This window comes from Faecalibacillus faecis, assembly GCF_003024675.1.
GTDB classification, from domain to species: Bacteria; Bacillota_I; Bacilli_A; order Erysipelotrichales; family Coprobacillaceae; genus Faecalibacillus; species Faecalibacillus faecis.
Genome location: NZ_PYLP01000018.1, coordinates 1 through 12933, shown reverse-complemented (window position 1 = coordinate 12933; position 12933 = coordinate 1). Strand labels below are relative to the sequence as shown.

The 12933-nt window shown below is 31.8% G+C and carries 14 protein-coding genes, 1 pseudogene, 2 riboswitches and 1 other annotated feature; all 15 genes and pseudogenes read left to right on the top strand.

Annotated elements, in window-relative coordinates:
* Window positions 1–35 precede the first annotated feature (35 nt).
* Window positions 36–152: riboswitch (FMN riboswitch) on the top strand.
* Between the two features lie 81 nt (window positions 153–233).
* Window positions 234–875: an ECF transporter S component gene (locus tag C7U55_RS11095; protein WP_106988615.1), complete on the top strand. Its 642-nt coding sequence runs from the start codon at window positions 234–236 to the stop codon at window positions 873–875.
* A gap of 11 nt (window positions 876–886) precedes the next feature.
* A complete protein-coding gene (locus C7U55_RS11090) occupies window positions 887–1342 on the top strand; it encodes a pyridoxamine 5'-phosphate oxidase family protein (RefSeq protein ID WP_106988614.1) in 456 nt (151 codons plus the stop codon).
* 54 nt (window positions 1343–1396) lie between these two features.
* Window positions 1397–1510: riboswitch (FMN riboswitch) on the top strand.
* Between the two features lie 70 nt (window positions 1511–1580).
* On the top strand, window positions 1581–2240 hold the full coding sequence (locus C7U55_RS11085) for an ECF transporter S component (RefSeq protein WP_106988613.1): 660 nt from the start codon (window positions 1581–1583) through the stop codon (window positions 2238–2240).
* A gap of 58 nt (window positions 2241–2298) precedes the next feature.
* Complete coding sequence (locus tag C7U55_RS11080; RefSeq protein WP_106988612.1) at window positions 2299–3042, top strand: hypothetical protein; 744 nt, start codon at window positions 2299–2301, stop codon at window positions 3040–3042.
* Window positions 3043–3082: 40 nt separating this feature from the next.
* Window positions 3083–3751 (top strand): (d)CMP kinase, encoded by a 669-nt coding sequence (gene cmk / locus C7U55_RS11075; RefSeq protein ID WP_106988611.1) that lies wholly within the window; start codon window positions 3083–3085, stop codon window positions 3749–3751.
* Window position 3752: 1 nt separating this feature from the next.
* A complete protein-coding gene (gene der, locus C7U55_RS11070; RefSeq protein ID WP_106988610.1) occupies window positions 3753–5057 on the top strand; it encodes a ribosome biogenesis GTPase Der in 1305 nt (434 codons plus the stop codon).
* Window positions 5058–5109: 52 nt separating this feature from the next.
* The gene (locus tag C7U55_RS11065; protein WP_106988609.1) at window positions 5110–5352 is read left to right on the top strand and encodes a stage VI sporulation protein F; all 243 of its coding nucleotides are present in this window, start codon (window positions 5110–5112) and stop codon (window positions 5350–5352) included.
* Between the two features lie 142 nt (window positions 5353–5494).
* Complete coding sequence (locus C7U55_RS11060) at window positions 5495–5995, top strand: YceD family protein (RefSeq protein WP_048924547.1); 501 nt, start codon at window positions 5495–5497, stop codon at window positions 5993–5995.
* A gap of 12 nt (window positions 5996–6007) precedes the next feature.
* Complete coding sequence (gene rpmF, locus C7U55_RS11055) at window positions 6008–6175, top strand: 50S ribosomal protein L32 (protein WP_048924546.1); 168 nt, start codon at window positions 6008–6010, stop codon at window positions 6173–6175.
* 196 nt (window positions 6176–6371) lie between these two features.
* On the top strand, window positions 6372–6803 hold the full coding sequence (gene mraZ, locus C7U55_RS11050; RefSeq protein WP_048924545.1) for a division/cell wall cluster transcriptional repressor MraZ: 432 nt from the start codon (window positions 6372–6374) through the stop codon (window positions 6801–6803).
* 10 nt (window positions 6804–6813) lie between these two features.
* Window positions 6814–7749, top strand: a complete 936-nt coding sequence (gene rsmH / locus C7U55_RS11045; protein ID WP_106988608.1) for a 16S rRNA (cytosine(1402)-N(4))-methyltransferase RsmH — start codon at window positions 6814–6816, stop codon at window positions 7747–7749.
* Window positions 7746–8036, top strand: a complete 291-nt coding sequence (locus C7U55_RS11040) for a hypothetical protein (protein ID WP_048924543.1) — start codon at window positions 7746–7748, stop codon at window positions 8034–8036. The genes rsmH and C7U55_RS11040 overlap by 4 nt, the downstream gene beginning before the upstream one ends.
* On the top strand, window positions 8036–10186 hold the full coding sequence (locus tag C7U55_RS11035; RefSeq protein WP_106988607.1) for a penicillin-binding protein: 2151 nt from the start codon (window positions 8036–8038) through the stop codon (window positions 10184–10186). Before C7U55_RS11040 ends, C7U55_RS11035 begins: the two co-directional genes overlap by 1 nt.
* Window positions 10187–10230: 44 nt before the next feature.
* Complete coding sequence (locus C7U55_RS11030) at window positions 10231–12135, top strand: penicillin-binding transpeptidase domain-containing protein (RefSeq protein ID WP_106988606.1); 1905 nt, start codon at window positions 10231–10233, stop codon at window positions 12133–12135.
* 78 nt (window positions 12136–12213) lie between these two features.
* Window positions 12214–12456 (top strand) — a binding site (T-box leader).
* A gap of 54 nt (window positions 12457–12510) precedes the next feature.
* Window positions 12511–12933, top strand: a pseudogene (locus C7U55_RS11025) (3-deoxy-7-phosphoheptulonate synthase); the annotation flags it as partial.

Sequence of the window (12933 nt, the reverse complement as noted above, 5' to 3'; positions counted from 1 at the left end):
AGATAGAAATAGTTATATAATAGAAGTGCAATAAAATAATACTTCAGGGCAGAGTGAAATTCTCTACTGGCGGTAAACTCCGCGAACCAATAATGGCCGAACTGGTGAAATTCCAGTAGCAACAGTTAAAGTCTGGATGAAAGAAGTGTTTTTTGTATTACTTTTTATATACAAAAACGTACCTAGAAGATTATTTTAGGTGCGTTTTCTTTGTTTAAAGGAGGTATATAAAAATGAGTACAAAGAAAATAACAACAGTAGGGATGCTTTGTGCCATGGCAATGATTGTCAATGTTTTGATTTCATTTCCCATTGTTCCAGCAGTATCTTTTTTAAGATATGATCCCAAAGATATTTTAATTGTTATTGGGGGATTTATTTATGGTCCCATGATATCTTTTTTAATGAGTTTTATTTGTTCGGTTTTTGAAATTATGTTAAAGGGAGGTAATATCTTAGATGTCTTAATGAACATGGTTTCAACCTGTTCATTTGCTTGCATGGCAGCTTTTATGTATAAAAAAATCCATAATCAAAAAGGAGCAGTTTTAGGACTTGTCTTAGGCGTTATCTGTACAACGATTTCTATGCTTATTTGGAATTATATTATTACACCGATTTATTATGGGATGCCAAGAAGCGCTATTGTACCTATGTTGCTTCCAGGAATCTTACCTTTTAATTTAATTAAAGCAACGATGAATGCCGCCATTGTCTTTTTCTTATATAAACCAGTGGTTCAAATATTAAGAAGAACACATTTAGTGGAAACAACAGATCGACAAGGAAGTGTCTATAAAGGATATATCTTTGTCGTAGGTATTATTTTAGTAACAATGATTTTATTTATTTTAGGATATCAAGGAATTATATAGGAGGAAATAGGATGGAATTTTTAGAAGCTAAAGAAATCATGAAACAAAAAATGGGAGATTGGAAAATTATGGCACTTGCGAGTTGCGAGGATAATTATCCTATGGTTCGAAATGTAAGTTATCTTTTTTATGATGATAAAATCTATTTTAAAACAGATAAAAATTTTAGAAAGACACAACAATTATTTAAAAATAATCGTGTTGCAATGTGTTTTAATGGAACACAAGTTGAAGGGACAGCTGTCAATAAAGGGCTTGTGGTAGATGAACCAGGAAGAGTTTTTGAAAAGAAATATAAAGAATATTTATGGCAAAGCTATAATGCTTATTCGCATGTAGAGAGTGAAATTCTTATTGAAGTAACACCAGAGTTTGTTGAAATTTGGGATGAGGATGAAAATCGTCATGCTTTTCAATTGTTTATTGATTTTAAAAAGAAAACAGTTGAATGTAAACCTTATGACTAAAGAAATCATATGATTTGATTTCTTTTGTGGAAGTGTTAAAATAATAAACGAAAAGAAAGTCTTCAGGGCAGGGTGAAATTCCCGACCGGCGGTGATAGTCCGCGAGCGCAAGCTGAAAAGGTGTAATTCCTTTACCGATAGTAGAGTCTAGATGGAAGAAAGACATTTTTTTAAATAATGTTTTTAGTCATGAAGATTAGTATTTTCATGATATTTTTTATTTTAAAGGAGAATTATTATGAAAAGTACTAAGACACAAAAAATGGTTTTAGCGGCTATGCTGGCAGCACTTGGGATGATTTTGAATTTGATTGAGATTCCTTATCCCTTTGCACCTTGGCTGAATTTAGATTTATCAGAAATTGTCGTATTGGTGGCTATTTCAACTTTAGGATTTGTTCCAGCTTTATTTGTTTGCATTTGTAAGTTTTTTGTTTCAATTTTATTTAAAGGACCAGTTGGACCAATTGCGATTGGACAAATTGCGGCACTTATTGCCTCACTTTCAATTTGTGTAACGTATTCATTACTTGCACGTAAATTTGATCCAGAAAAAAGTAGAAAGAATTATTTGTTGGATATGGTCTTAACGATGCTGATATTTGCTTTTATTATGTTTGTTATTAATTATTTCTTTGTAACACCAACGTATTTAATGCAGAAGCCAACATGGTATACAAATCTACCATTTGCTGTTGATATCCAAGCTTTTAATCAACAATATGGTTCCAATATTTCAATACCAAGTTTTTTATCATTTATGTCCCCTTATGGACAAGCGATCTTTATTATCTATTTTCCTTTTAATTTCATTAAAGGAATCATTACAGGAGTCGTTTATTATCTTGTAAGACCGGTAGAAAAAAGATTTAAAAGTAAATATCTACAAGAAGCCTAAAAAGGGCTTCTTTTTTTATAATCATTATTATGTTATAATGGCATGGGACGGTGGGAAAATGACGTATTCAAGAGTAAAAAAATATCAAGAGTTAAGAGATGGTTTAAAAGATGAAGTAGCTATTTCAAAAGAAAATAGACAAGAAAAACCACAAGTAGAGGAAGAAGATGATTTTTTATCTTTTATGAAAAAAGATAAAAAAGATGAAAAAGAAGTAAATTTAGAAGATACTTTAACAGAAGCAAAGACTTTTGAACAAATGCGTGAAGAAAGTTCAAAGGAACTCGATAGAGCTTTAAAAAGTGCTAAAGAAAGTGTTGGAAAACAAGATGAGTACAACACACGTATGGATATCTTAAATAAAATAAGAGAACCTGAAAAAAGAACGATTAAAATTGATTCAGTAGAAGACTTTGCCACAGAAGAATTTTCAAGAGGTATGTTTATTAATCAAGAAAAAGAAGAAATTGATGAAGAAAAGCCAAAAGAAAAGATGTCTTTAATGGAAAAACTTGCTTCAATGTCACCTGAAGAAGATGCTAAAAAAGCAGAAGCTGTTTTAAATCAAGAAGCAGTGGAAGAAGAAATCATTGAAGAAGAACCTGTTGAAGAAAAAGTTGTTGAAGAAAAAGTTGTTGAAGAAGAAGTTGTTGAAGAAGAATCTGACGAAGAACAAGAAGATGAAGAAGTTGATGAACCAAAGGAAAGTAAAGTCGTTAAAGTAATGAATGTTATTATTGTTTTATTAGTTGTTATTTTTATTGCTTTACTTGGAATGATTGTTTATCAAAGTTTCTTTTAAACTAAGGTAAGCCTTAGTTTTTTTAAAGGGAGAGAAATGTATGAAAAAAAATATATCAGTTGCTATTGATGGACCAAGTGCTGCTGGAAAAAGCACAATTGCAAAAATGGTTGCGAAAAAAGAAAATTTCATTTATATTGATACGGGTGCTATGTATCGTTGCGTGGCTTACTATTGTTTAACTCAAAAAATTGATTTAAATGATGAAAAAGCGGTTGAACAAGCAATCGAACATATTCAAATACGTCTAACACCAGATAATAAAGTTTATTTAAATGATGAAGATGTAAGTAATCAAATTAGACAAGACCAAGTTTCACTTGGTGCAAGTTGTGTTTCTAAATATCAAGCGGTACGTAGCTTTTTAGTAGATGAACAAAGAAAAATGGCTAAAGCGGGAAATGTCATTCTTGATGGACGTGATATTGGAACGGTTGTTTTACCAAATGCAAATTTAAAAATCTATCAAATTGCGAGTGTGGAAACACGTGCAAAAAGACGTTATTTAGAAAATTTAGAAAGAGGTCTTGATGCTGATTTAGAAACAATCAAAAAAGAAATTGAAGAAAGAGATTATCAAGATACACATCGTGAGATCTCACCACTTAAAAAAGCAGAGGATGCCATCGAATTAGATACATCGTCTCTTACTTTAGAAGAAGTTGTTGAACAAGTTTTAACTTTAATACAAAAAGCAAAGGAGGAATAATATGGCAGGTGTTGTTGCTATTGTTGGTCGTGCCAATGTTGGTAAATCAACAATTTTTAACCGAATTGTTGGAGAAAGAATTTCTATTGTCGAAGATGTTGCTGGGGTAACACGTGATCGTATTTACGCCAAAGCATCATGGCTTACGAAAGAGTTTAATATTATTGATACAGGTGGTATTGAATTAGAAAATGCCTCTTTTACAACACAAATTAAGATGCAAGCAGAAATTGCCATTGAAGAAGCAGATATCATTATCTTTGTTGTTAATGGTCGAGAAGGTATTACTAAAGAAGATGAATACGTTGCACGTATCTTACAAAAATCAAGAAAACCTATTATTTTAGCGGTTAATAAAATTGATGACAATCAATTTAAAGATTATATTTATGAATTCTATGCCTTAGGTGTAGGAGATCCTATTCCAGTATCTGGTTCTCATGGGATTGGAATTGGGGATTTATTAGATGAAGTTATTTCTCAACTTGATTTACAAGAAGAAGAAACAGATGATGATGAAATTAGTTTTTCAATTATTGGTCGACCAAATGTTGGAAAATCATCTCTTACTAATGCAATTTTAGGAGAAGAACGTGTTATTGTTTCAAATATAGAAGGAACAACACGTGATGCTATCGATACACCATTTGTTAAAGATGGACAAAAATATCGTGTAGTTGATACTGCAGGAATGAGAAAAAAAGGAAAAATCTATGAAAATATTGAAAAATATTCAATTTTAAGAGCTTTAACATCCATTGAAAAAAGTGATGTCATTCTTGTTGTTATTGACGGTGAAACAGGAATTAGAGAACAAGATAAACATGTTGCCGGTTATGCTCATGAAGCAGGTAAAGGGGTTATCATTGTTTATAATAAATGGGATCTTGTTGATAAAGATGAAAAAACAATGCAAAAGAAAGAAAAAGAAATTCATGAACAATTTAAATATCTTGATTATGCACGTATTGTTTTTACATCCGCAAAAACAGGACAAAGAGTGAATCAAATTTTTCCATTGATTCAAGAATCTTATGAAAACTCACGTAAACGTGTACAAACAAGTGTATTAAATGATGTTTTAGTGGATGCTCAATTAATGAATCCAACTACAACATTTAATGGAGGAAGATTAAAAATCTTTTATGCCAACCAAGTGGCGATTTGTCCACCAACATTTGTCTTATTCGCAAATGATCCTCAATACTTACACTTCAGTTATAAACGTTATTTAGAAAACCGTTTAAGAGAAGCGTTTGGTTTTGAAGGAACACCAATTCATATTATTTGTAGAAAAAGAGATTAATCTCTTTTTTTAACGTTTTCAATTATCTTTCATAATATACAGTGGTGATATTATGAAAGATAAAGATTTACTTGTAGAGCGCGTTTCTAAAAAGACAAATGTTAAAAAGGAAGATATTTTTAAACTTGCAAATGATCTGCAAAAGAAAGATTTAAATAATGAAGAAGATATGCGTTCGTTTATTCAAACAGTTGCTAAAGTGACAAATCAAACATTAGATCAAAGAAAAATAGATAAATTAGTAAAGATTATGAAAAATAAAGATGTCTTAAATGATGTAGAAAAAATGATTTAATTGTTGATTTAGATTTGGATTTTGTTATAATGTTAAAGAACTTCACAAAAGAGCGAAAATTGTGATTTTAAGCCTTTTTTAGATTGACTTATGTTGTGAGTTTCTATATAATAGGTTTTGCGGTTATGGAAAGGTGATTAATATGAAGTATAGCTTACAGTGGATTATTAAACACAAAGGAACATTTGATTTTGAAGAAGAAATAACTTTTCCTAGTGAAATGTTTGAAAAGTATGCCCATATTAATGGTCTTAAAGATGTCATCGTTTCAGGTACCGGGAATCTTGATACAAGAGATAAACGATTATATGTTGATTTAAATATTAAAGGAACAATGATTCTTCCATGTGCGTTAACGTTGGAAGATGTTGATTATCCATTTGATATCGATTCGACGGAAGTATTTTCTTTTGAAAAACCTGATCCGCTTGAAGACGTTCATGAAGCAAAAAAAGATGTGGTTGATTTTACACCAGTTGTATTTTCAAACATTATGTTAGAAGTGCCAATGAGGGTCGTAAAAGATGACGCTAACATCAAGGAATCAGGTAAAGGTTGGAAAATACTCGACGGTCAAGAAGATCGAGATGAGGAATACATTGATCCAAGGTTAGCAAAATTGAAAGATTATTTTAAACAATAGGAGGATATAAAGATGGCAGTACCATTTAGAAGAGTTTCTAGTACAAGAAGAAATAAAAGAAGAACACATGATAAATTATCTGCACCAACTTTAGTTGTATGTCCAGAATGTGGAGAATACAAAATGTCTCATAGAGTTTGTAAACATTGTGGAACTTACAAAGGTAAAAAAGTTTTATAAGAAGATCACCGTTTAGGTGATTTTTTTGTTTTTAGAGGACGAAGGTCCTCTTTTTTTTATGACTTTATCCACATTTTGTGAACATTTCCCATGATTTATTCACATTCGTTTATTGAATAATAGATATAAAGAGTATATAATGGTGGTATAAAGTGGTAAAAAAGGATATAAAAGTGTTAAAAAGTGGGTGAAGAATATGTTCATGGGTGAGTTTAGGCACTCTATTGATGCCAAAGGACGTCTTACAATTCCATCAAAGATTAGAAATCAATGTCAAGGCTCTATTTTTGTTGCTCGTGGATTCGATGGATGCCTTGCTTTTTATACCAAAGAAGAATGGGAACCTTTTTGCCAAAAGCTTTTAGCACTTCCTTCAAACAAAAAAGAAGTGCGTAAAGCCATCCGTTTTACCATTTCTAGTGCCAGTGAGTGTGAATTTGATAAGTTAGGAAGAATTAATATACCCACAAACCTACGTACACTTGCTGGACTTGAAAAAGAATGTGTCATTATTGGTGCTGGAAATCATGGTGAAATCTGGTCACAAGAAAAATGGGATCAATATTATAACGATAATCAAGATGGTTATGATGATATTTTAGAATCATTAGATGACTTTAGTTTATAGGAGGAAAAGTATGTTCAACCATGTGACAGTTTTATTAAATGAAGCAGTAGAAGGTTTGAATGTGAAATCCGATGGTATTTATGTCGATTGTACACTTGGTGGAGCAGGACACTCAAGCTTGATTTTAAAACAACTGACAACTGGACATTTGTATTGTTTTGATCAAGATGAAAATGCGATTCAAGCAGCAAGACAAAGATTAGAAACTATTGGAAATCAATTTACCATTATTCAATCAAATTTCAAAAATATTAAAGCAGAACTTAATCAACGTGGTGTGGAACATGTTGATGGGATTCTTTTTGACTTAGGGGTTTCTTCACCACAATTTGATAATGCAGAGCGTGGCTTTAGTTATAACTATGATGCCAGATTAGATATGCGTATGGATCAATCATCTTCTTTAGATGCCCATGAAATTGTCAATCATTATAGTTACGAACAACTTGTAGAAATATTATATAAGTATGCCGATGAAAAATTTGCGAAACAAATTGCTAGAAGAATTGAAAAAGAACGTGAAATTCAACCGATTGATACAACTTTCCAATTGGTAGAAATTGTTAAAAGTGCGATTCCTGCCTATGCTAGAAGAAAAGGTGGACATCCCGCTAAAAGAACTTTTCAAGCATTAAGAATTGCCGTTAATGATGAATTAAATGTCTTTGACATAGCTTTAAAAGATGCTTTAGATTTATTAAATATAAATGGGCGTATTGCTGTTATTACCTTCCATAGTTTGGAAGATAAAATATGTAAATATACTTTTAATGAGGTTTCTAAATTAAAGGATGTACCTAAAGGATTACCTGTTATTCCTGAAGGAATGCAACCAAAATTTAAACTCATCAATAAAAAACCAATTATCGCAACAGAAGAAGAATTAAATGAGAACCATCGTTCTCATTCCGCTAAATTAAGAGTAATAGAGAGGGTCAGAGTATGAAAAAAAGAAGAAAAACAGGTTTTGAATCATTTGCACAAACATTTTTAATTATTACAACAGTTATTTTTGTCTTTGGAATTATTATGGTTAAGTCTGTTGAATCTTCTTATAACCGCACAATTCAAAAGTTACAAAATGAAATCAATACAGTTGAATCAGATATTGATAGCTTACAAATGCAAAAACAAGAACTTGTTTCATTTAATAGAGTTGCCGAAGTAACTACATCTAAAGGATATACTTATCAAAATGATGCAACTGCTTCAACAGCAGGAGTTCAAGAATAATGAAGAAATCAAAAAGCGCAAAGATAACAGCTGTTGTCTTTGCTATTATTATTTTTGCTCTTGTTGTTAATATTGTATTTTTAGGTGCGACAGGAAAACATTTGATCAGTGGTGAAAATATTGCTGAATTTGCGAGAAATAGAAGTAAAAAAGAAGCTGTTGAATATGCTCAAAGAGGACAAATTTATACCAGTGATCAAGAAAAAGTGGCGGTCAATGTAAAAAAATATAAAATTATTCTCGTTTTATCTTCAAATCGTACAGGATATGGGGAAAAACTTGCTTATGTTAAAAATATTAGTAAAACAGCAAGTAAATTGGCTCCTATTTTAGGAATGGATGAAAACGAACTTACGACAAAACTTCAAAGTGCCAAAGATGCAGGAAGATACCAAGTAGAATTAGGAAGTCAAGGAAATAATCTCTCGGCTTCGATTAAAAAACAAATCGAAGATTTGAATTTATCAGGAATTGAATTCAGTGAATCAAATTCACGTTACTATCCATTAGGTGATTTTTGTAGTTATATTGTTGGTTATGCAAAAAGCTATGAAGACCAAAGTATTAAAAAGATGGTTGGTGAAATGGGACTTGAACTTTCTTATGATAAAACACTTAAAGGAAAAAATGGATACAAGGTATATCAAACAGATGCTAATGGCTATGCTTTAGTAGATGGAACGTTAAGAGAAAAAGACCCAACGAATGGACAAGATATTTATTTAACGATTGACAGTGGTTTACAAAGAGACCTCGATTATTTGATGTCAAATGCTTACAATGAAAGCGGAGCACAAGTGGTTACAGCGGGTGTTATGGAAATTAAAACAGGAAGAATACTAGCAATGTCAACTTATCCTTCATTTAATCCTAATGAAAGAAATATTTCGACATTCAATAATTACTTTTTAGAAGGAACGATTGAATGTGGTTCTGTTTTCAAACCTTTTATTTATGCAGATTCGATTGAAGAAGGTAAATATGATCATAATGCTTACTATAATTCAGGAATGTATAATGTTTATTATGGAAATAAACTTGTTGCAACGATTAAAGACCATAATCATGGTCAAGGATGGGGTTCGATTACTTATGATCAAGGACTTTATCATTCAAGTAACGTGGCTATTTGTAATTTATTAGATAAAGGATATGTTACTAAAGAAGTGTTAACTGAAAAACTCAATGATTTAGGTTTCTTCCAAGGAGATACCATGGATGGACTTGCATGTTCTTCTTCTATTAATGCGTATACGCGTAGTAGTGCAGGAAAGCTGGAATACCTTACTACTGGATTTGGACAAGGGTCTACAGTAACCCCTTATCAACTATTAAAAGCTTATAGTGTTTTTGGCAATGGGGGAAAAACTGTTCAACCTCATGTTGTTGAAAAAATCGTTGATCCTGATACCAATAAAGTAACGTACCAAGCAACAACACAATATTCTAAACAAATCTTTTCAGAAAATACGGTCAAAGAAGTAAGAGATTTGATGTTAGGTGTTATCGAAGATCAACAAGGAACAGGTAAAAATTATCGATTAGATAATGGTGTTCGTATGATTGGTAAAACGGGGACAGGGCAAGTTGTTGAAAACGGCGGATATAGTACTTCGGTCTATATGCACTCTTTTGTTGGACTTGCGCCTTATGAAGATCCTCAAGTTGTGATGTTTATTACCTTTAAATCAGGTGATTCTTATGCCCAATATATGCCCAATATTGTCAAACAAACAATGACAAGTGCTTTACAAGTAGTTAATCAATATAATGCGCCAGATGAAAAAACAGTTGATGAAAGTTATACTTTAGATTCCTATACAAATCAATCTGTCAATTATGTAAAATCAAAACTTGAATCAAAATCATTAAATGTACAAGTTATTGGTAATGGTGGTAGTGTCATTGAACAATATCCACTAGCAAGAAGTAAAGTGACAAGTGGGGATAAAATATTTATTAAAACAGAAGGAACAGATATTACGCTTCCTGATTTAACGGGTTGGTCTAAAAAAGAGGTACAAACCTATGCTTCCTTGGCAGAAATTCAATTAGTAATTGAAGGAACAAGTGGGCATGTTACTTCACAAAGTATCGAAGCCAATCAAGTGATTCATAAAGGTGATAGTTTATCGATCACCTTATCCTAAGGGCATAAAATGCCCTTTTTTTCATATTTTATAAGGGTGAGACTATGTTATTTGAACAAACGATTAAAAAAATAAAAATGGTTAAACTCTTTATTGTTCTGTTAAGTCTAGCTCTTATTTTTAAAGTAGGATATATACAAATCATCGATCGTAAAACGATTTATGATAAAGCCTTAGAATCTTGGCAAAGATCATTTCCTGTACAAGCTAATCGTGGGAAAATCTATGATTGTAGTGGAAATATACTTGCAACAGACTTAACGACAGCATCATTAGTTGTCGTACCTAGTCAAATTCAAGATAAAGCCACAACCGCGATTTCTTTATCTAAAATTCTTCAAGTAGATGCCAAGTCTTTAGAAGAAAAATTAAATAAAAAGGTATCGATTCAAAGAATATCTCCTGAGGGAAGACAATTAGATGATGAAAAAGCATTACGCATCCAACGTTTAAATTTATCAGGAGTCTATTTAATCAAAGATACCAAACGATATTATCCTTTAAATCAGTATTTGAGTCATTGTTTAGGTTTTGTTGGTATTGATAATCAAGGATTACTTGGATTAGAGTTAGAATATGATCGCTATTTAAAAGGAAAAAATGGTTCGATTGATTATTATATGGATGCAAAAAGCCATAATTTAAAAATGTATCCAAGCCATTACAGTGCAAGTCTTTCAGGAATGAATTTATCCCTTACAATCGATAAAAAAGTTCAGGATGTTATTGAAAGAGAACTCAACAATGCCTATGATATTTACCATCCTGATGGTATTTGGGCTCTAGCAATGAATCCTCAAAATGGAGAAATTCTAGGAATGTCTAGTAAACCTGATTTCAATCCTAATGATTATAAAAACGAAGATTCTTCCATTTATAATCAAAACATTCCTATTTGGAAAACCTATGAACCAGGTTCCACTTTTAAAATTATTACTTTTTCTAGTGCACTTAATGAAAATCTCTTTGATATGGATAAAGATACGTATTTTGATCAAGGGTATGAATATGTTTCAGGAGCTCGCATTAAATCATGGAAAAAAGGAGGACACGGTTTACAAACCTTTCGTGAAGTACTCCAAAATTCATCCAATCCCGGCTTTGTTGAAATTGGGCGTCGTCTTGGAAAAAAAAGAATTTATAATTATGTAAAAAAATTTGGTTTAACACAAAAAACAGGAGTTGATTTGCCAGGGGAATCCTGTGGAATCATGTTTGACTATAAAAATTTCCATGAACTTGAACAAGCTACAGTTGCCTTTGGACAAGGTATTTCTGTGACACCTTTACAACTCGTGAGTGCAATTTCTGCTTGTGTTAATGGAGGTTATCTTTTACAACCTCATATTTTAAAAGAAGTGCGTAACAATAATAATGAAATTATTTATCAAGCAAAAAGAAAAGTAAAAAGACAAGTCATTAAAGAAGAAACAGCCAAAAAAGTAAGAGATGCTTTAGAAAGTGTTGTTACTGATGGTGGAGGAAGAAATGTTTATATTGATGGTTATCGAATTGGGGGAAAAACAGGAACAGCTCAAAAAGCTGTCAATGGAAGTTATGTTGGTGGAGGCTATATTCTTTCTTTTGTCGGCATTGCTCCAATAGATGATCCACAAATTGTTTTATATATTGCGATGGACAATCCTAAAAACTGTATTCAATATGGGGGAACAACGGTAGCACCGATTGCAAGAAAGATGTTGTTAGATATTTTACCAGCTTTAAATGTGAAGAAAGTAAAATCACAAAGACAAAAATCATTTTCAGTGATGGATAAAAAGACTATTAAAGTTGAAAATTATATTGGTAAACAAAGAAAAGAAGTTCAAAACATTTCTTTGCGTTTTCAATTTGAAGGAAAAGGAAGTGTTGTTATTGATCAACTTCCTCGAAAGGGAGAATATGTTGAAGAAGGAGATACGATTGTGATTATGTTAGGAGAAAAATAATTTATTATTTTTTAAATAAAATAAATACAAAGAGTTGACAGTGAAAATGAATTTGTATACAATAAGTTTACATTTGATATAAATACTGTGAAAAGAAAGAGTAGGCATTAACCTTTAGCGTAGAGATTTCCTGGTTGGTGAAAAGGAAAATAAATGTTTTTGTTGAATTCGTCTTGGAGTAGAGTGTTGAACAGTTTTTAAGTAGGCATCTCCGGTTACACCCGTTAACGTGGAAGAGTATGATTGTACTCAATGAGATTAATATAGTAATATATTAATGAACAAAGGTGGTATCACGAAGCGATAGCTCTCGTCCTTTAGGGATGAGAGTTTTTTTATTTATATCAAGGAATAAGAAAAAAGGGGAAAAGAAAAATGATTATTGTAATGAAATCAACAGCATCTAAAGAAGATGTAGAAAAAGTATCAGAATCAGTAGAAAAATTAGGATTAAGAGTGAATGTTGTAAATGGGGCAACACAATCAGTTATTGGAATTATTGGCGATACCACAAAAGTAGATCCAGAATCCATTGAAGTTGATCCAGCTGTAGAAAAAGTCATGCATGTTTCAGAACCATACAAACTTGCAAATAGAGCTTTCCATCCAGAAGATTCAGTTATTGATGTTGGTGGTGTCAAAATTGGGGGAGGACACTTAGCTGTCATTGCTGGACCATGTTCTGTTGAAAGCAAGGAACAAGTCATTGAAATTGCTAAAGCAGCCAAAGCTGCCGGAGCGAATCTTTTAAGAGGAGGCGCTTTTAAACCAAGAACATCACCATATGCTTTCCAAGGA